The 18,848-nt window shown below is 70.3% G+C and carries 20 protein-coding genes; 6 read left to right on the forward strand and 14 right to left on the reverse strand.

Annotation, left to right across the window (positions count from 1 at the left end):
• Positions 1-9: 9 nt before the first annotated feature.
• The 3 genes from AB0B33_RS30845 (at position 10) to AB0B33_RS30855 (ending at position 2,751) form a co-directional block, all read left to right on the forward strand.
• The gene (locus AB0B33_RS30845; RefSeq protein ID WP_247016519.1) at positions 10-1,200 is read left to right on the forward strand and encodes an ATP-binding protein; all 1,191 of its coding nucleotides are present in this window, start codon (positions 10-12) and stop codon (positions 1,198-1,200) included.
• Between the two features lie 260 nt (positions 1,201-1,460).
• Positions 1,461-1,610, forward strand: coding sequence for a hypothetical protein (locus AB0B33_RS30850; RefSeq protein ID WP_167379635.1), 150 nt, complete (start codon positions 1,461-1,463; stop codon positions 1,608-1,610).
• 223 nt (positions 1,611-1,833) lie between these two features.
• Positions 1,834-2,751 (forward strand): bifunctional helix-turn-helix transcriptional regulator/GNAT family N-acetyltransferase, encoded by a 918-nt coding sequence (locus tag AB0B33_RS30855; RefSeq protein ID WP_360777972.1) that lies wholly within the window; start codon positions 1,834-1,836, stop codon positions 2,749-2,751.
• On the opposite strand, the gene AB0B33_RS30860 is transcribed toward AB0B33_RS30855, so the two are convergent.
• Positions 2,748-3,320, reverse strand: a complete 573-nt coding sequence (locus AB0B33_RS30860; RefSeq protein ID WP_360777974.1) for a peroxidase-related enzyme — start codon at positions 3,318-3,320, stop codon at positions 2,748-2,750. The two genes, AB0B33_RS30855 and AB0B33_RS30860, sit on opposite strands and share 4 nt — an antisense overlap.
• Before the next feature lie 187 nt (positions 3,321-3,507).
• On the opposite strand from AB0B33_RS30860, the gene AB0B33_RS30865 reads away from it, so the two are divergent.
• Positions 3,508-4,122 (forward strand): hypothetical protein, encoded by a 615-nt coding sequence (locus AB0B33_RS30865; RefSeq protein WP_360777976.1) that lies wholly within the window; start codon positions 3,508-3,510, stop codon positions 4,120-4,122.
• Here AB0B33_RS30865 and mctP read toward each other — a convergent pair.
• Both mctP and AB0B33_RS30875 read right to left on the reverse strand, forming a co-directional pair.
• The gene (gene mctP, locus AB0B33_RS30870; protein WP_360777978.1) at positions 4,116-5,771 is read right to left on the reverse strand and encodes a monocarboxylate uptake permease MctP; all 1,656 of its coding nucleotides are present in this window, start codon (positions 5,769-5,771) and stop codon (positions 4,116-4,118) included. The two genes, AB0B33_RS30865 and mctP, sit on opposite strands and share 7 nt — an antisense overlap.
• On the reverse strand, positions 5,768-6,046 hold the full coding sequence (locus AB0B33_RS30875; protein ID WP_247016509.1) for a DUF3311 domain-containing protein: 279 nt from the start codon (positions 6,044-6,046) through the stop codon (positions 5,768-5,770). The genes mctP and AB0B33_RS30875 overlap by 4 nt, the downstream gene beginning before the upstream one ends.
• A 188-nt stretch (positions 6,047-6,234) precedes the next feature.
• On the opposite strand from AB0B33_RS30875, the gene AB0B33_RS30880 reads away from it, so the two are divergent.
• Both AB0B33_RS30880 and AB0B33_RS30885 read left to right on the forward strand, forming a co-directional pair.
• Positions 6,235-7,854: an alpha/beta hydrolase gene (locus AB0B33_RS30880; RefSeq protein ID WP_360777981.1), complete on the forward strand. Its 1,620-nt coding sequence runs from the start codon at positions 6,235-6,237 to the stop codon at positions 7,852-7,854.
• A 116-nt stretch (positions 7,855-7,970) separates the two neighbouring features.
• Positions 7,971-8,243, forward strand: coding sequence for a helix-turn-helix transcriptional regulator (locus AB0B33_RS30885; RefSeq protein ID WP_247016505.1), 273 nt, complete (start codon positions 7,971-7,973; stop codon positions 8,241-8,243).
• Here AB0B33_RS30885 and AB0B33_RS30890 read toward each other — a convergent pair.
• The 11 genes from AB0B33_RS30890 to AB0B33_RS30940 all read right to left on the reverse strand — a co-directional run bounded on the left by AB0B33_RS30890 (position 8,240) and on the right by AB0B33_RS30940 (position 18,817).
• Positions 8,240-8,818 (reverse strand): EndoU domain-containing protein, encoded by a 579-nt coding sequence (locus AB0B33_RS30890; RefSeq protein ID WP_247016503.1) that lies wholly within the window; start codon positions 8,816-8,818, stop codon positions 8,240-8,242. The two genes, AB0B33_RS30885 and AB0B33_RS30890, sit on opposite strands and share 4 nt — an antisense overlap.
• Before the next feature lie 31 nt (positions 8,819-8,849).
• The gene (locus tag AB0B33_RS30895; RefSeq protein WP_360777984.1) at positions 8,850-10,130 is read right to left on the reverse strand and encodes a hypothetical protein; all 1,281 of its coding nucleotides are present in this window, start codon (positions 10,128-10,130) and stop codon (positions 8,850-8,852) included.
• Positions 10,124-10,729, reverse strand: coding sequence for an ABC transporter ATP-binding protein (locus AB0B33_RS30900; RefSeq protein ID WP_360777986.1), 606 nt, complete (start codon positions 10,727-10,729; stop codon positions 10,124-10,126). The genes AB0B33_RS30895 and AB0B33_RS30900 overlap by 7 nt, the downstream gene beginning before the upstream one ends.
• Entirely contained in the window at positions 10,726-11,601 is an 876-nt protein-coding gene (locus AB0B33_RS30905; protein ID WP_247016497.1) for an LLM class F420-dependent oxidoreductase, read from the reverse strand. Before AB0B33_RS30905 ends, AB0B33_RS30900 begins: the two co-directional genes overlap by 4 nt.
• A 13-nt stretch (positions 11,602-11,614) precedes the next feature.
• The gene (locus tag AB0B33_RS30910; protein WP_360777988.1) at positions 11,615-12,484 is read right to left on the reverse strand and encodes a TIGR03621 family F420-dependent LLM class oxidoreductase; all 870 of its coding nucleotides are present in this window, start codon (positions 12,482-12,484) and stop codon (positions 11,615-11,617) included.
• 80 nt (positions 12,485-12,564) lie between these two features.
• Entirely contained in the window at positions 12,565-14,385 is a 1,821-nt protein-coding gene (locus AB0B33_RS30915; RefSeq protein ID WP_247016493.1) for a phosphoenolpyruvate carboxykinase (GTP), read from the reverse strand.
• Positions 14,386-14,678: 293 nt separating this feature from the next.
• Positions 14,679-15,380, reverse strand: coding sequence for a hypothetical protein (locus AB0B33_RS30920; protein WP_247016491.1), 702 nt, complete (start codon positions 15,378-15,380; stop codon positions 14,679-14,681).
• Between the two features lie 103 nt (positions 15,381-15,483).
• On the reverse strand, positions 15,484-17,322 hold the full coding sequence (locus AB0B33_RS30925; protein WP_247016489.1) for a dynamin family protein: 1,839 nt from the start codon (positions 17,320-17,322) through the stop codon (positions 15,484-15,486).
• Entirely contained in the window at positions 17,319-17,708 is a 390-nt protein-coding gene (gene grpE / locus AB0B33_RS30930; RefSeq protein WP_360777991.1) for a nucleotide exchange factor GrpE, read from the reverse strand. Before grpE ends, AB0B33_RS30925 begins: the two co-directional genes overlap by 4 nt.
• A gap of 18 nt (positions 17,709-17,726) precedes the next feature.
• Positions 17,727-18,341 carry a TetR/AcrR family transcriptional regulator gene (locus AB0B33_RS30935; protein WP_360777993.1) on the reverse strand — a complete coding sequence of 205 codons (615 nt, stop codon included), beginning with the start codon at positions 18,339-18,341 and terminating at the stop codon, positions 17,727-17,729.
• On the reverse strand, positions 18,338-18,817 hold the full coding sequence (locus AB0B33_RS30940) for a hypothetical protein (RefSeq protein WP_247016483.1): 480 nt from the start codon (positions 18,815-18,817) through the stop codon (positions 18,338-18,340). The genes AB0B33_RS30935 and AB0B33_RS30940 overlap by 4 nt, the downstream gene beginning before the upstream one ends.
• Positions 18,818-18,848: the final 31 nt, after the last annotated feature.

Raw genomic sequence — 18,848 nt, forward strand, 5'->3', positions numbered from 1 at the left:
CTTGGCAGAGTGGACCCCATCCGCAACCCCTTCGCGCCGGGCGCCGGGCAACGGCCGCCCGAGCTGGCCGGTCGTGAGCGTGAGCTCAAGGCCTTCGAAGTGGTGCTGGAGCGCGTCGCGCGGGGGAGACCCGAACGCAGTCTCGTGCTCACCGGGCTTCGCGGGGTCGGGAAGACCGTACTGCTCGGGGAGCTGCGCGCGATGGCCGTGCGGCACAAGTGGGGGGCCGGGAAGATCGAGGCGCGGCCGGACGCCGAGCTGCGGCGGCCGCTTTCCGCCGCCCTGCACCGGGCCATCCGGGACCTCGCCGTGCGGCACCGGGCGCCGGACCGGGTCGAAGAGGTACTCGGTGTCCTGAAGGCGTTCGCGCTTCGAGCCAACAAGGCCGACGCGAAGCTGCGTGACCGCTGGCAGCCGGGCATCGACGTGCCCGCCGCGCAGGGGCGGGCCGACTCCGGGGACATCGAGATCGACCTCGTCGAGCTGTTCACCGACGTCGCCGAGCTGGCCGCGGACGTCGGGACCGGCGTCGCGGTGTTCATCGACGAGATCCAGGACCTCCAGCCCGACGACGTCTCCGCGCTCTGCGCGGCCTGCCACGAGCTGTCGCAGTCCGGGGCGCCGCTGGTCGTCGTCGGCGCCGGGCTGCCGCACGTGCCCGCCGTGCTCTCGGCGTCCAAGTCGTATTCCGAGCGGCTCTTCCGCTACGCGCGCATCGACCGGCTCGAGCGCGAGGACGCCGACTTCGCCGTGATGGCGCCGATCGAACGCGAGGACGCCGGCATCGAGCCGGAAGCCCTCGACGCGCTCTTCGACGCCTCCGGCGGCTACCCCTACTTCATCCAGGCCTACGGCAAGGCGGCCTGGGACGCAGCGCCGTCCGACCCGATCACGGTCAAGGACGTCCAGGTCGCGGCGCCCGAGGCGGAGTCGGAGCTGGCGGTCGGCTTCTTCGGTTCGCGCTACGAGCGCGCGACGCCGGCCGAGCGCGAGTACCTGCAGGCGATGGCCGAGCTGACGCAGGGGCGCGACGAACCCGCCGGCACCGCCGACGTCGCCGTCTTCCTCGGGCGGAAGCCGTCTTCGCTGTCGCCGGCCCGCGACAGCCTCATGAAGAAGGGCCTCGTCTACTCCGCCGAGCGGGGGCAGATCGCCTTCACCGTGCCGCACTTCGGCCACTACCTGCTCAGCCGCGACTGACCTGGGCTTTCTCCGTTGTCTCGCGCTCTATGAGCGTCCCTAAGGCTTTATTGCCTATTCGCTAGACATGGCTAGATATCGGTAGCGGGTTGCCTACACGTGACCGCGGCCACCCCCAATCTCTCCGGCGCATACCCACGTTTGCCGATGATTCATCGGCGAGTGCGCCACATCACCGGACATTCGTTGGATTCCTTGTGAAAAAAGGTGCATACTAGAGGCACAACCACCGAGACCCTCCGAAGGGGATGCAGAAACCGATGAACAACATCGCCGCCAAGCTCCGTGCCCGTCGCGCCGAGGTTCGCACTCGCCGGGCGCTGAACCGGGCGATCGACACCGCCGCGACCGCGACGGTCCGTCAGGAACTCATCGCGATCGCGCAGGCTCGCTCGGGCTACATGCGCTGATCTCTCACCCCGTGGCGGTCGCCCATTCGAGTGACCTATGCCACATAGTGCTCAACGTGTAACGACGTGCGAAGTGCCGTCGATACCCAGTACGACCCCGTGATGCTGGCGGACCCCCGACCTGGCAGCATCGCGGGGTTTCCCATTTCCCCGGTAAGTCACTTGCCGCCGCGGACCTGTCGAGTAATCTTTGACTTCGTCAACGAACTTGTTGAGGTGGTCAATGAACAACGACCGGGTGGCCGCGGTCCGCGCTTTCAACCGGCTCTACACCGGCGTCATCGGGGTGCTCGACGAAGGCCCGGCGGACGCCGAGTACTCGCTGCCGGAAGCCAGGGTGCTCTTCGAACTCGCCCACCAGGACCCACTGCCGGTCACTGAACTGCGGAAACGCCTCGACCTGGACGCCGGCTACGCGAGCAGGCTGCTCGCCCGCCTCGAGTCGCGAGGACTGATCGCGCGGGAACGCTCCGAGGAGGACGCCCGCCGCCAGCTCGTCCGCCCGACGGAAGCCGGCCGGGCCGCGTTCGCCGTGCTCAACCAGCGCTCGACCGACCGGATCGGCGGGCTGCTGGGCCGGTTCGCCGACGAAGACCAGCAGCGCCTCCTGGCCGCGATGCGCACGATCGGCGACCTCGTCGGCGAGCGCCGCCGGGACCCGGTGCTCGTCCTGCGCCCGCCACGACCGGGGGACCTCGGCTGGGTGGTGGAACGGCACGGCTCGCTCTACGGCCGGGAGTACGGCTTCGACGACCGGTTCGAGGGGCTCGTCGCGCGCATCGTCGCCGACTTCGTCGAGACCCGCGACGACCCGCGGCAGGCGTTCTGGATCGCCGAGCTCGACGGCGAGCGCGTCGGCGGCATCGCGTGCACCCGCGGGCCGGACGCGGACACGGCGAGGCTGCGGTTGCTGCTGCTCGAGCCGTCGGCCCGCGGCCACGGCGTCGGCAAGCGCCTGGTCACCGAGTGCGTCGAGTTCGCGCGGGCGCACGGCTACCGCGGGATGGAGCTCTCGACGGTCTCCCTCCTCACGGCGGCGCGCTCGATCTACCGCGCGGCCGGGTTCGAGCTCGTCCGCGAGGAGGATTTCGCCGACTGGGGCCCGAAGCTGACCGACGAGACCTGGCGCCTGACGTTCTAGCGCGGCACGCGGCCGAGCAGGAAGAACTCCGGGTTGGGGCGCAGCGCCGTCAGGTGGGCGAGGCGGTTCGACATCGCGAACAACGCCGTGATCGCGCCGACGTCCCAGATCTCGTCGTCGGTCAGGCCCGCGTTGCGCGCGGCTTCGAGGTCGCCCTCGCCGAACAGCGCGGAGTCCTGGGCGAGCGCCAGGGCGAGGTCGACGATCGCGCGACCGCGTTCGTCCAGCTCCACCTGCCACGGGTTGCTCGACACGCGGTCGGCCAGCTCGGGGTCCTTGGCGCGGATGCGCAGGATGGCGCCGTGCGCGACCACGCAGTAGGTGCAGTGGTTGGCGCCGGAGGTGGCGACGACGACCAGCTCGCGCTCGGCCTTGGTGAGTCCTTCGGACCGTTCCATCAGGGCGTCGTGGTAGTCGAGGAACGCGCGCAGCTCGGCGGGGCGGTGGCCGAGGGCGCGGAAGATGTTGGGCACGAAGCCCGACTTCTCCGCGATGGCGCCGACGCGCGCACGGAGGTCGTCGGGCAGGTCTTCGAGTTCCACGACCGGGAACCGGCTCACTTCGCTCATGGGCTTCACGCTAACTTCCGCTGCTCACCGGGGAAACTCCGGAAGCGGACGACGGCGGGCCCGCACCGGGCCCGCGCTGTCGGCGTTCCACATCGAGGCCGCCATCGCGTGGTGCCACACCGCGCCGCGACGACGATTCTCGCGCGGCGGCTGGCTGCGTGCGGCCGATTCCTGGTTGGCTGGACCCGTGACGGACTACGTCGACGGGTACTGCGAACGCGTCGGGCCCGGGCTCTGGGGAGAACCGCTCAACAGTCTCAGCAACCTCGCGTTCCTCGTCGCCGCCGTGCTCGTGTGGCGGCTGGCCGAGGGGGACCGGACCGGGCGGGTGCTCGCCGCGTTGATCGGGCTCGTCTTCGTCGCGAGCAGCGGCTTCCACCTGCTCGCGACGCGGTGGGCGGCCGTCGCGGACTCGGGGGCGATCCTCGTGTTCCTGCTGGTGTACGTCGTGGTGTTCGCCCGCCGCCGGTGGAGCCGGCGGTGGGGGTGGGTGGCCGCGCCGGCGTTCCTCGCGCTGACCGCCGGTACGGCGTTGCTCGGCGGCGGGCTCTACCTCTCCGCCCTCATCGCACTCGGCGTCTTCGCCGCCGTGCTCGCCTTCGCGCGTGACGCGTACTGGACGCACTACGTCGTGGCGGGGGCGGTGTTCGCGCTCTCGCTGAGCTTGCGCACGCTCGACCGGGACGTCTGCGCCTACGTCCCGGCCGGCACGCACTTCCTCTGGCACCTGCTCAACGGCGTGGTGCTCTACCTCGTTTCCCGGGCGCTCATCCGTCCACAGAGGACACAGCGGACTCAGTGAGCGCCGATCGGGCGCAGGTCCTTGTCGTTCTCGTCGGCCAGGTAGTCCGCCGGGTTGGTGTCGTCCGTGCCGTTGAACACCTTCAGCTGCCGGGCGATCACCGTGACGATCGCCGCGACCACCAGGTTGGCGATCAGGGCCACGAAGCCGACGTAGATCTGGACCAGGGAGCCCGAGAACGGGTGCCAGCCGAAGATCGACATGTTGCCCAGTGCCAGCGCCGAGCCGCCGAAGTGGAGTTTTCCGTTGGCCGGGTTGGGGATGCCGTACAGCATGATCAGGCCCCAGCCGATGCCGACGACCCAGCCCGCGATCAGGCCCCAGCGGTGGAACCAGCGCGTGTACAGCGCGAGCGCCACGGCCGGGAGCGTCTGCAGGATCAGCACGCCGCCGATGAGCTGGAGGTCGATCGAGAACTGCGGGTCGATCAGGATGATCACGGCCACCGCGCCGAGCTTCACGACCAGCGAAGCGAGTTTCGCCTGCTTGGCCTCGTCGGCCGGGGTCGCGTTCTTGCGGATGTACTCCTTGTAGATGTTGCGGGTCCACAGGTTCGCCGCGGCGATCGACATGATCGCGGCGGGCACCAGCGCGCCGATGCCGATCGCGGCGAACGCGATGCCGGCGAACCAGGACGAGAACTGGTTGTCGAACAGCACCGGGACGATCGTGTTGCCGTCCGGCTTGCCGGTGGCCGCGTTCGTCAGCGGCTTGACGCCGGCCGTGATGGCCACGTAGCCGAGCAGCGCCAGCAGGCCGAGCACCAGCGAGTACGCCGGGAGCGCGACCATGTTCCGCTTGATGACGGTGCGGCCGCGGGAGGCGAGGACGCTGGTCAGCGAGTGCGGGTAGAGGAACAGCGCGAGCGCCGAACCCAGCGCCAGCGTGGCGTACTGCAGCTGGTTGTTGGCGGTCAGCAGGATCGAGCCGGCCGGCTTGCCGGTGGTCGGGTTCGGCGTGCCGAGCTTCTTCGCCGCCGTGTCGAAGATGTGCGACCAGCCGCCCAGCTTCGAGGGCAGGTAGATGATCGCCACGAGGATGACGATGTAGATCAGGATGTCCTTGACGAACGCGATCAGCGCGGGCGCCCGGAGGCCGGACTGGTAGGTGTAGACCGCCAGGATGACGAAGGCGATCAGCAGCGGCAGGTGCCCGACGATGCCGGAGCCGTTGATGCCCATCGTCCGCAGCACGGCTTCGAGGCCGACCAGCTGCAGCGCGATGTACGGCATGGTCGCGACGATGCCGGTGATCGCCACCAGCAGCGCGAGGATCGGCGAACCGAAGCGGCCGCGCACGAAGTCGGCCGGGGTCACGTAGCCGCGAACCCGCGAAACCGACCACATCCGCAGCGCCGGCAGCAGGACGATCGGGTAGACGACGATCGTGTACGGCAGCGCGTAGAGGCCGAGCGCGCCGGCGCTGAACACCAGCGCGGGCACCGCGACGAAGGTGTACGCCGTGTAGAGGTCACCGCCGAGCAGGAACCACGTGATCCACGAACCGAACTTGCGGCCGCCGAGGCCCCATTCGTCGAGGTGGTCCAGCCCGCCGCCGCGCTGCCAGCGCGCCGCCATGAAGCCGAGGACGGTGACCAGCGCGAACAGGATCGTGAAGATGATCAGTTCGGGCCACTGCAGGTTGCTCATCGAGCGTCCCCTTCGTCCAGGTCGTCGACGCTCAGCCGGTCGGGGGCGTCCGTGGTGGGCTTGTCCCGCGTCATCAGGTAGACGATCCAGGTGCTCAGCACCCCGACCGCGACCATGAGGAACTGGAACCAGTAGAAGAACGGCATCCCGAACAGCCGCGGACCGTCCACGTTGAACAGTGGCGTGACCAGGACCAGCAGCGGGACGATCAGGAGCAGGTTCCACGGGTTGAACCGCGACCCGCGCACCTTTCCGTCGTGCTTCACAGTCGACATCGACCTCACCTAACACTCCCGTAACCGACCGCCTGACCTTAGAACCTGGGTGACAGGGAGTCACGTCTGTCCGATATCGATTTGATCGCCGCGGCCGCCGTTGCCGACCAACGTCGGTTGCCCCGCCTCCGCGAGCCCTATATCAATAGCCGGACTCCGCACGTGAAAAGCCAAAAAGGGGCAACCGTATGACACGACTCCGCTACGCGGTGGTGATCCCGGCGATCGCCGGCACCCTGCTGGCCGGGTTCACGCCGGCCTTCGCGGGCCAGGGGGCCGCGGCCGGCAAGCAGCCGCTGAACTCCTCGAACATCCCGCAGCAGTACGCGAACCAGAAGCTCGACTGGCACAAGTGCGCCGTCCCCGCCGAGCTGCCGACGGCCCCGCCCGCCGGCGCCGAGGACATGGAGTGCGCGACCTACAAGACGCCGCGCAACTGGTACCAGGCGAACGCCCAGATCGACCTGACCATCGCCGTCAGCCGCCTGAAGGCGACCAAGGACGCGACCGCCAGCGTCGTCACCAACCCCGGTGGCCCGGGCGCGCCCGGCCGGAACTTCCCGGCCCGCCTGCGCAACCAGCCGAAGCTGCGGGAGCACCAGGAGATCGTCGGGTTCGACCCGCGCGGCACCGGCAAGAGCACGAACATCACGTGCGGTGGCGCCATCGGCACCGGCTCGGACCTCGACCCGCGTGACCGCGACCGGCAGAACCTGAACCTGATCGTCGCGGCGACGAAGTACGCGGCCCTGTCCTGCCAGCAGAAGTCCGGCGAGCTGGGCCCGCTGATCAACACCGACCAGACGGTCAAGGACATCGACCTGCTGCGCGTGCTGCTCGGCCGCGACAAGATCAACTGGGTCGGCTACTCGGCGGGCACCTGGATGGGCGCGCACTACGCGCAGGCCTACCCGACGCGCACCGGCCGGTTCGTGCTCGACTCCTCGACGGAGTTCACGACCACGTGGCAGAAGTCGTTCGACTGGCAGCCGCTCGGCTTCGAGCGCCGCTTCCGCTCCGACTTCCTCCCGTGGGTGGCGAAGTACGACAAGCTCTACCACTTCGGCACGACCGGTGAAGCGGCCCGCCAGACCTACGAGCAGGTCCGCTACGCCCTGACGCAGGGCGCGGTCACCCTGCCCGACGGCTCGACCGTGTCGGCCAACGGGCTGGACGCCTTCATCGCCTCGAGCATCTACTCGAAGCGCTCCTTCCCGGGTCTCGCCGACTACCTGGTCAGCGTCCGCACGCTGACCCAGGGCACGGCGTCGGCGCAGGCGAAGTCGTCGGCCGCGCAGAAGGTCAAGGCCGCCGACAAGAGCACCGAGACCTCCGGCGCGCAGCCGCTGATGGTCCCGACCGACGGTGACTCCTACGACGCCAGCTTCTGGACCATCCCGTGCAACGAGGGTCCGTGGACCGGCACCGTGAACAGCGCCATCAAGGACTCGCAGAAGCTGATCGACAAGCAGCTGCCGCTCCTGGGTGCCGGCTGGTTCATCCAGCCGTGCCTGTTCTGGAAGAAGCAGCCGGCGCCGCTCCCGGTGCTGGACGGCAAGGGTGTCCCCCCGGTGCTGATCGTCGAGTCGGAGCACGACCCGGCGACGCCGATCGAGGGTGCGCGGCGCGCGCACAAGGCGTTCGCGGGTTCGCGGATGCTGACGATCACCGGCGAGGGTGACCACGGCATCTACGCCGGCGGCAACGCGGGTGTGGACAAGGTCGTGGAGGCCTACCTGGTCGACGGCGTCGTGCCGAACGACCAGAGCCTGCCCGGCATGCCACTTCCGGTGCCCGCGGGCGCCTGACACCACAAGGTGTAGTGGAAGCCCCGCCGAACGGACGTTCGGCGGGGCTTTTCCACACCTGTGCACAGAGTTGTCCACAGGCAGTGGACAACTCAGGTGGTATTAGTATTGGGTTCATGGTGCGAGTACCGCTGACAGACGACGAGCGCGAGCGCGGCGAACGCCTCGGCCAGGCGCTGCGGACGGCGCGGGCCGGCCGGAGCATGGTCGACGTCGCCGCGGAGGCCGGGATCTCGGTCGAAACGCTCCGGAAGATCGAAACCGGGCGCATCCCGACGCCGGCGTTCTTCACGGTCACGGCCATCGCCGACGCTGTGGGCCTGCCGCTCGACGAGCTGCGCGCGGCGGTCGAGCCCGTCGGGTCGCCGACGCTCAGCCAGGCGAGTTAGACCGGGCGCAGCTGGTTCAGGATGTGCTCGCGGTCGTTGAGGAACGCGCAGCCCGCCACCGGCAGGTCGTAGCTGTTGAGCAGCTTCTCGAAGTCGGAGTACTCGTCCGCCGAGAAGCCGAAGCCCAGCTTGACCGAGTGCGCGGCCAGCACGTCCGCCAGTTCCTCCCACTCGCCGGACCACAGCAGCGTCCGGTAGTGCGTGTAGTCCTCGGGGGACAGCCGGTCAGCGACGCTGGTCAGGATGCTGTCGGCGAAGAAGCTGATGCGGTTGCTCTGGAGGTCGGCGACCGTCGGGTTCGCCGGGTCGCGGGCGGTGTCCGGGTTGCGGACGACGCCGGGGCCCGCCACCGGGTACGCGGTGTGCACGTGCCCGTTCTCCTCGACCAGGACGATCAGGTGCACGTTGTACCGTTCGCCGGCGCAGCGCCAGCGGCCGTTCGGCTGCCGCCGCCGGGCCTCGCTGGGGTCGTTCGCGACGTCCTTGACGACCGAGATGATGTGCTCGTCGGTCCAGCCGGCCGGGAACTCGCTGGTCGCCCGCCGCCCGACGCCCGGTGCGTGTCCACCGCCCACTGGTTGCTCCCTTCGTCGGAGCGAGCGTAGGTCAAACGGCGGCGGAGAGCAGCACGATCCCGATGAGCTGGAGGTCGAGGCCGCGGAAGAGCTGGCGCACGAGGTTGGCGGGCATGGGGCCCATCGGGGTGTCCACGAACGCCGGATTGCCGTAGTCGACGGCGGTCCGGGTGACCGTGCGCAGGATCGAGAGCACCGACAGCGGCACCGCGAGCCACGCGCCCGGCCCGAACGAGGTCCCACCCGCGAGGGTGACCACGGCGAGCAGCGCCGCCCAGCCGATCCCGGCGCCCGCCAGCGCCAGGCCGTGGGTCAGCACCAGCTCGCGGTTGCCCGTCCCGAGCCACCGGCGGCGGCCCGGGTTGCGCCAGAGCTCGCCGAGCCCGCCGGCGAACGGCGTCAGCGCGACGTACGCGCCGATGCCGACGAGGACCGCGCCCGGCACGGTCGGCAGGGCGATGTGGGCGACGACGACCGCGAAGCCGACCAGGGCCGCCGCGCCCGCGTACCGCGAGCGGCCGAGCGTGCCCGCGAAGGCCAGCCGGAGCGCGGTCGGGCGGCGCAGCGGGAAGCGCCCGACCGGGGCCGACGGCGGGAGCAGCATCATCGGGTCGAGGAACGTGACGGCGACCGAGCGCAGCACCCGCCCGTCCCACCCGGCGAGCAGCGCCGCCCGGCCCGCGCGGTGCACCGGCTCGCCGCCGAACGCCAGCGGGAGCGCCGCGACCAGCACGCCCGCGGCGACGAACTGCACGACCACCGGGCCGAGGTGCAGCGAGGCGATGAGCAGCCCGGCGACGGCGAGCGCGAGCGGGCCCAGCGCGTCCAGCCGCAGCGCGGTCCGCCGGGCGGCGGCGACCGCGGCGACGGCGGTCGCGACGACCATCGCGACCGCCGCACGCCACTGGTCGAGCCCGGCCCCGCCGACGGCGAGCAGCAGCGCGGCCAGGTAGCCGGTGACCACCAGGACGCCGGTCCACGCGCCGAGCAGCCGCAGCGTGACGACGCGGCCGCGGTCCACCGGGGCGAAGTCGAGCCAGGTCAGCTCGGCCGGCTCGACCCAGGCGAAGCCGCGGCGCAGGAGGCCGCGCCAGCCGACCGCGCAGCAGAGCGTGAGCAGGCCGAGGACGGCCGGGAAGTCCACGTGCGACGATCCGTAGAGCGCCGGACGCCAGCCGTCGACGTGGAAGAACGCGGTGAACAGGAACCCGAAGCCGAACAGGAAGACGAAGCTCGCGGTGTCGCCGCTGAAGATCCCGCCGAACCGCTTGCGGCCCGGGATCCGCATCCGGCGGGGTGCCAGCGTCACCACAGTTCTAGGACGCTGTCCGCGGCTTCGAGCAGCGGCGGGTGGTGCGTGGCCACCACGACCGCCGCGCCGGCCGCCGTCGACCGGGCGATCACCTCGACGAGCCAGTCCTTGCCCGCCGCGTCGAGCGCGCGTTCCGGTTCGTCGAGCAGCAGCACGCGGTGCGGGCGCGCGGTGACGCCGAGCATGAGCAGGCGGCGGCGCTGGCCCGCGGAGAAGTGCCCGGACGTGACGCGCATGCGCTCGCCGAGCCCCGCGTCGCGCAGCAGCTCCTCGTGGTCGCCGAGGTCGGCGCCGAACGAGCCGGCCAGGAGTTCGAGGTGCTGCAACGGCGTCAGCTCGGCGAAGAAGTCGGAGTCGTCGAACAGCACCGACACCTTGCGGCGGAATTCGACGTCCCGCTCGTCCGGCACCTTGCGGTCGATCAGCACGCGGCCGCGCTGCGGCTTCTGCATCCCGTAGAGGCAGCGCATCAAGGTCGACTTGCCGACTCCGTTCGGCCCGACGATCGCCGCGCACTCGCCGGGCTCGACGGCGAAGTCCAGGTCGTCGAACAGCCAGTGCTCGCCGGCCCGGACGCCGATCGCGGTCGCGTCGATCATCGGAGCGCTTCGAGCACCGGGGCGAACTGGTCCATGTTCTGTTCCAGGATCGTGTAGTAGGTCAGCCCGAACCGCTCGCGGTGGGCGTGGAGCTGCTCGGCGACCTCGGCGGGCGAGCCGATCAGCGCGGTCGGCAGCACCGCCAGCTGCTCGACGCTCAGGACGCCCTGCACCCGCTTCTCGAGCTCCGCGAGCGCGCCCGCGCGGTCGCCGGTGATGTGCACGAAGTGGCACAGCAGGTTGAACTCGACCTCCCGGCCGCCGAGCTTCGACCGGACGAACCCGACCCGCTCCTCGATGCCTTCGGCGGTCTCCGGCATCAGTGCGCCGCCGTCCGGCGTCTTCGCGGCACCGGTGAAGCCGATGACGTCGGCGTGCTCGGCCGCGAGGGTCAGCAGCCGGTCGCCGCGGCCGGCGAGCAGCAGCGGCGGTCCGGCGGGGCGCACCGGCGCCGGCTTGTGCTCCGGGTCGGCGTAGGCCCGCTTGAGCTCGAGGATCGACCGCTCGAGGTGGTCGACGCGCTCGCGGGCGGACGGGAACGGCAGCCCGGCGGCCTCGAACTCCTCCTTGACGTACCCCGCGCCGAGCCCCAGCTCCAGGCGGCCGTCGGTGAACTGGTCGGTGCCCGTGACGTCGCGGGCGAGCAGCACCGGGTTGTAGAACGGGGTGTTCAGCACGAAGGTGTTCAGCTTGACCCGCTCGGTGACCTCGGCGGCGAGCACGAGCGCCGGGAACGGCGGCGCCATCCCGAGGTGGTCGGCCGCACCGATGACGTCGAAGCCCAGGTCCTCGGCCTTCCGGCACTTCCCGACCCACCCCGCGCGGTGGTCGGGCACGTGCATGTTGACCCCGAAGCGGAAATCCCCAGTCATACCGACAAGGTACTCAGCGGAGCTTTTCGATCACCGGAGCCAGCCTCGGCAGGTCGTCCTCGATCACTGTGAAGTAGCTGATACCGAGCGTCTCGCGGGTGCGCAGCAGCTGCTCGGCGACGGCGCCGGGGGATCCCACGAGGACGGTCGGCAGCTCGCCCAGTTCGTCGACGCCGAGGTCGGGGACCCGCCGGTGGACGGCTTCCAGCGTGCTGCGGCGGTCGTCGGTCACGCGGGTGACGTGCACCAGCAGGTTCAGCTCGGCGTCCCGGCCGTCGAGGGCGGTCCGCGCGAACTCGACGCGCTCGGTCAGCTCGCCGAGCCCGGCCAGGGACATCCGGCCCTCGACCTTCGTCGCCGCGGTACCGGTGAACCCGACGATGTCGGCGTGCTTCGCGGCCAGCTTGAGCACGCGGTCGCCGCGTCCGCCGAGCAGCAGCGGCGGCCCGGGTTTCTGCACCGGTTCCGGCTTGTGCGACGGATCCGCGTACAGCCGCTTCAGTTCCAGCACCGCGCGTTCGAGCCGCGCGTACCGCTGCCCGGGCGTACCCCACTCGATCCCGGCTGCGTGGAACTCCGCCTCGACGTACCCCGCGCCGATGCCCAGCTCCAGGCGGCCGCCGGTGAACTGGTCGGTGCCCGTGACGTCTCGGGCGAGCAGCACCGGGTGGTGGAAGCAGGCGTTGATGACGAACGTGTTGAGCCGGACCCGCTCGGTCGCCTCGGCCGCGAGCACGAGCGCGGGGAACGGCGGCGCCATCCCGACGTGGTCGGCCGCACCGACGACGTCGTAGCCGAGGTCCTCGGCCTTGCGGCACTTCGCCACCCACTCGGCCCGTGAACCGGGCACCACCAGATCGACGCCGAAGCGGAACGGTCTCATGGTCGCGAAACTACCTGGAACAAAAGAAGGAGACGTCTCCCGGATGCGGCCGGGAGACGTCTCCTTCTGTCTCAGGGTGTTCAGCTCAGGCGCTGGGCCAGCGCGTCGAGCTCGTCACGCAGCGAGGTGGGGACCTCGCCGATCTTCTGGAACCACTCCTCGATCAGCGGCAGCTCCGCGCGCCACTCCTCGGGCTTGACCTCGAGGGCGGCCTGGATGTCCTCGATCGGCTCGGTGAGGCCCTCGGTGTCGAGGTCCTCGGCCCGCGGCACGAAGCCGACCGGCGTCTCGACGGCGTTGCCCTTGCCCTCGACGCGCTCGACGACCCACTTGAGGATCCGCGAGTTCTCGCCGAAGCCCGGCCACAGGAAGCGGCCGTCGTCGCCACGGCGGAACCAGTTGACGTAGAAGATCTTCGGCAGCTTGTTCGCGTCGGCGTTCTTGCCCAGGTTCAGCCAGTGCTTGAAGTAGTCACCGGCGTGGTAGCCGAGGAACGGCAGCATCGCCATCGGGTCGCGGCGCACGTTGCCGACCGCGCCGGCCGCGGCCGCCGTGGTCTCCGACGACATCGTGGCACCCATGAAGACGCCGTGCTGCCAGTCGCGGGCCTCGTTCACCAGCGGCACCGTCGTCTTGCGGCGGCCGCCGAACAGGATCGCCGAGATCGGCACGCCCTTCGGGTCGTCCCACTCGTCGGCGAGGATCGGGCACTGCGACATCGGCGTGCAGTAGCGCGAGTTCGGGTGGGCGGCCTTCTCCTCGGAGTCCGGCGTCCAGTCCTGCTTCTTCCACGACGTGGCGTGGGCGGGCTTGTTCTCCATGCCCTCCCACCAGATGTCGCCGTCGTCGGTGAGGGCGACGTTCGTGAAGACCGTGTTGCCCTGCTCGATCGTGCGCATCGCGTTCGGGTTGGTGTGCCAGTCGGTGCCCGGCGCGACGCCGAAGAAGCCGAACTCGGGGTTGACCGCGTACAGGCGGCCGTCTTCCCCGAAGCGCATCCACGCGATGTCGTCGCCGAGGGTCTCGGCGCGCCAGCCCGGGATGGTCGGCTGCAGCATGGCGAGGTTGGTCTTGCCGCAGGCGCTCGGGAACGCGGCCGCGACGTAGTGGACCTTCTCCTCGGGGGAGATCAGCTTGAGGATCAGCATGTGCTCGGCGAGCCAGCCCTCGTCGCGGGCCATCACCGAGGCGATGCGCAGCGAGTAGCACTTCTTGCCCAGCAGCGAGTTACCGCCGTAGCCGGAGCCGTAGCTCCAGATCGCGCGCTCTTCGGGGAAGTGCGAAATGTACTTCGTTTCGTTGCAGGGCCAGGAAACGTCCTGCTGCCCCGGCTCGAGCGGCGCACCCACGGAGTGGAGTGCCGGCACGAATTCGCGCTCACTGCCATCCGGCGCGACGAACTTCTCGAGGGCCGCCTTGCCCGCGCGGGTCATCACGCGCATCGAAGCGACAACGTAGGCGAAATCGGTGATTTCGATACCCAGCTTGGGATTCTCGTCGGCGAGGGGACCCATGCAGAACGGGATGACGTACATCGTGCGGCCGCGCATCGAGCCCCGGAAGAGCTCGGTCATGGTGGCCTTCATCTCGGCCGGGTCCATCCAGTGGTTGGTCGGACCGGCGTCCTCGGGACGCTCCGAACAGATGAAGGTCCGGTCTTCGACGCGGGCGACGTCGTTGGGGTCGGAGGTGGCCCAGAAGGAGTTCGGCTTCGACTTGAGCTGCACGAACGTGCCGGCGTCGACCAGCTCCTGGTTGATCCGGGCGGCTTCTTCGTCAGACCCGTCGACCCACACCACGCGGTCCGGGTTGGTCAGCTCGGCGACCTCCCGGACGAAGGACAGCACGCCGGTGTGCGTCGTCGGCGCGGTGTCCAGTCCGGGGATGGCGACTGCGGTCATCTCTACTCCTGACTTCCGACGACAAATGAGCCCGCACCGGGAACGACGCTGTTCCGGTGCGGGCTTCATTGCCTGCGGCCGAATGGCTTCGCACACCGGCTGACGACCGGTGTGCGGGTTTTGGGATTCTTCGAGAGTAACCGCATGACCGGCAGGTAACAGAGAGCTGACGTGTACGTTCTCTCACAAGACCGATAAGGGAATCGATTCAGAAGCCGCCTTTTCTTTCATTGACGACATGAAAAAAGCCCGAAGCCGAAGCCCCGGGCTTTCAAACTGAGACGTGGGTCACCTCAGTTGGGGGATATCCACTGTCCCGTGCCGGAGTCGATGCGCGCGACGCCTTCCAGCGTCTGCGTGCCGGCTTCGCCCCAGGCGGCGTCGGCGGCCAGGTCGCCCTCGCTGCCGGAGTCCACCAGTCCACTCGAGACCTCGGTCCACTGGCCGGGGCCGGAGTGCTCGAACGTCGTGGTGGTGCCGTCGGCGCCGGTCTGGATCGCGATGTCCGCTTCGCCGTCGCCGTCCTTGTCGGTGAAGGCGATGGTGCCGCCGCTCTTCGTCTCGACGATGGCGGTGTCGTTGTGGCCGTCGTGGTCGGTGTCGATGGTCGCGACCCCCGCGTCCACCTCGCCGTCCGGCAAGTCGGCGTGGATGTGCCCGCCGGAGCTGTCGTCGCGGCCCCCGGTGTCGGAGTCGTCGTGGCCGCCGCCGTGGGACTCGACCCATTGGCCGCTGGCCTCGTCGTAGACGGCCTGGTCGACGACGTGCCCGGTTTCGTCCAGCACGGCGTACTGGTCGGCTTCACCGTCGTGGTTCGTGTCGATGAACGCCTGCGAGGTGCCGTCGTCGTGCTCGATGATCGCGGTGTCGTTGACGCCGTCGTCGTTCACGTCGTAGTTGACCTCGGCCTGGTACTCCTGACCGTCGACGTGGACGGTCATCGCGTTCGTACCGCTCGCGTCGGTGTCGCTGCCGCCACTCTCGTCGACCCACATGGGAACTTCCCCCTTTTGACCGGGTACCGCCGTCTCTGACCTGCTGTCCGAGGGTATGACTCACCGTATGCCGGTTCGGTTCCGCTCCACAACCGGACGGGGGTCAGGCCGTCTTGTCCCGCAGCGCCCGGATCCTGGTCAGGAAGGTTTCGGCGCGGTCGCGGCCGTCGCTGACCTCTTTGAGCCGCTTCGACACGACGGCGATCTTCTTGGCGCGCTCCTGCGCACCCATCTTGATCGTCTTGTCGACTTCCTTCAGCTCGGCCTCGATCGCGTCGATGCGCCGGCCCAGTGCTTCGTCCAGCGCCATCGACAGCTGCTGCTCGGCCTCGATCAGCTGCTCGGCGACCAGCTGGTCGAGCGTCGAGCGGGCGTCCGCGATCGCCTCCACCAGCCACTGCTTCATGTGCTGCTTGTCGGCCGCGTGCTTGCGCGTGCGGGCCATCCACCAGCCGGCGCCGAGGCCGATGATGATGGTCGCGGGCAGCACGACGGGGTTGAGGATCGCGACGCCGGCCAGCGGCAGCGCGGCCACCTTGCCGGCCCCGACGCCGCCGGAGATGCCCATGAAGACGAGCAGTTTGTCCTCGGCCGTCGGCGGCTTCTTGTCCGGCGGGCGCAGCACCACCGGCGGGCCGCCGGCCCGGGCGAACTGCGCGCGGATGACGTCGAGCTCTTCGGGCGAGAACAGCTCCGACAGCGAGACGTTGGTGACCTGGTTCAGCCGCTGGGAAAGCAGCATCGAGACCCGCTGCGACGTCGTCTGCAGCGCGATGTCGACCTGCTGCGGGAGCGCGGCCAGCTCGTCGCGCTTCGCCGCGTCGATCAGCTGGCGGAAGTGGGTCTGCGCGTCCCGCATCTGCCTGCTGGACTCGTGCCCGACCTCGACGCGGGTGCGCTGCACCTCGCCGCGCAGCTTGAGCTGCCAGCCGCGGGTCGAGGACCGGCGCTCGGCCTGCAGCTGGTCACGACGTTCGCGCAGCTGCTCGGCCTCGGCTTCCCCGGCGGACAGCGCGCGGCTCTCGGCCTGCAGCTTCGCCTTCAGTTCGCCCAGTGCGCTGGAGAGCGCGCGCAGCGTGTTGGCCTCGCCGAGCATCGCCGAGCGGCCCACGAGCAGCTCCTGCAACGCCGTCTGGATCGCTGCGACGCCGGACTTCTCCCGCAGCATCGCGGCCATCTGCTCGTTGGGCGCCTTCGCCGCCGTCTCGAACATCCGCGCCGACACCGGGTGGAACACCGCGTCGGCGAACCGGGGCGCGTGCTCGCGCAGCAGCTGCCGGTCGGCCTCCATGACCTCGCGCCAGCCGCGGAACATGTCCACCTTGGTCAGCGCGAACACCACGGTCTCGACGCGCTCGCCGACGTCGCGCAGGAACTGCAGCTCGGTCGAGGTGAACGGCGCCGAGGCGTCGACGACGAACAGCAGCGCGGTCGCGCCCGCGGCGGCTTCCTTGGCGAGCTCGCCGTGCAGCGAGTCGAGCCCGCCGACGCCGGGGGTGTCGACCAGGGAAAGCCGCATCAGCAGCGGCACCGGCCCGGTGACCTCGACGTACCGCGGCGGGATCTGGCCGGGCGGCAGCTCGTGCGCGGCGGACACCCAGTGGATCAGCTGGCCCAGGTCGATCGGCACCGGCGCGAGCTGGCCGGGGTAGCAGGCCTGCGCGCCCCACGCGTCGGCGTGGTCGAACACCAGGTAGGTGGCGGTGGCGACGTCGGCGTCCACAGGGGACAGTCCCGGCCGCGCGAGCAGCGCGTTGACCAGCGAGCTCTTGCCGCGGTTGGTCTCGCCGACGACCACGACGGCCGGCTTCTTCGGCCGGGTCTTCCGGATGTCCTCGACCCACCGGGCGGCGGCCGGGTCGGCGTCGCGGACGGTGGTCAGCAGCTGCTCTCGCGCGGCCGCGACCTGCGCGGGCAGGCTCGGCGCGGTGGGTGCGCTCACGGGGTCTTCTTCGCGTAGACGGTGACGATCGGGGCGCGCAGCAGGCGGTCGTGGTCGGCGAACCCGGTGACCTCGGTTTCCGCGACGATGCCCTCGAGCGCCGGGTCTTCGGTGGCCACGGCGCCGCCGGCTTCGTGGCAGGCCGGGTCGAAGCGCTCGCCGTCGGGCCGCAGAGCTTGGACGCCGATCGCGGCGAGCCCCTCCTCCAGCCGTTCGACCACACCGCCGCTGCGGGCGCGGTCCAGGGCGTACAGGCACATCTGGATCAGTGCCTGGCGATCCGCGAGAGCGCGCTCCAGATCGGTGTCCTGCTGCTGCAAGGGGTGCACATCGGTGTCCGACGCGGGGGAACCGCGGTCGGTTCCGTCCTTGCGAAACCACGCCATGCCGACAGTCTGGCGGATTCAGCCGCCCGCCGGGGGCGGAACCGGGCGAAGGAACCGGATCAGGATCGTCCGGAGGATCGCTTGCTCGGCGGGCAGATCGAGGCCGGGGTCGAGGCTCGCCCGCGAAATCATCGCGTCGATCAGCCCGGCGACCCAGCCGGCGGCCGCCCGCGGTGCGACGCCCGGGTCGATCAGCCCGGCGGTCCCGGCCCGTTCGACCAGGACGGCCAAGCCGTCACGCAGGGCGCTGTCGTTGCGGTGGATCAGCTCGGCGAACTCGTCGTCGCGAGCGGCCTGCGCGGCGGCTTCCAGCACGATCCGGACGACGCCCGGCTGGGCGATCTGCCCGGCCAGCTCGGCGACGACGTCGAGCAGCGCGGTCCACGGGTTTGCGGCCTTGGCCGCGGTTTCGAGACGCTCGGCCGTCTCGGCGGCGTCGTCGGTGAAGATCGCCGTGAACACCGCGCGCTTGCTGGGGAAGTAGTGGAAGAGGCTGCCGGAGCTGATGCCCGCCGCGCGGCAGATGTCCGCGGTCGTCGTCCGCTCGAAGCCCTTCTCGGCGAAGCAGCCGGCCGCGGCGTCCACGATGGCGCGGCGCTTGGCCGCGTGCTTGGCCGGGTCGACGGTCCTCATCGCTCGACCGGCGGGTCGTCGCGCCAGGGGTAGCCGTGTTCGGCGAAGGCGGGGGCCAGCTCGCGCCCCGACAGGTCGGTCTTCTCGCGGGCGATCTCCCGGCCGTCGGTGGTGCGCAGGACGAGCTCCTTGCCGTCGAGGTAGACGGCGTCGAGGTCGGCCTCGATGCGGCGGGTCTTGTCGCCGCGGACCAGCGTGACGCGGGTGGGCGAGACCGTCACGACCAGGCGGTCGCCGGCCCAGACGACGGCGAACACCAGGCCGAGCACCAGCCCGCCGGCCACCGCGGCCAGCGTCGCCCACGGCTGCGGCAGCTTCGTGAGCACCTTGAACACGCCTTGGAACGGGAACGCCGGCAGGTCGCTGACCCACGCGGCGATGGCCCACACGCCCACGCCGAGCGCGCCGCCGATCAGCGGGCAGCCGACCCAGGACCCGGTGCGCAGCCACGGCGGCTCGTCGACGGTCGTCTCCATGCCGTCCATTATCAGACCGCGTGCTCGGTTT

This window comes from Amycolatopsis sp. NPDC049159 (assembly GCF_040648295.1).
Lineage (GTDB): Bacteria > Actinomycetota > Actinomycetes > Mycobacteriales > Pseudonocardiaceae > Amycolatopsis > Amycolatopsis pretoriensis_A.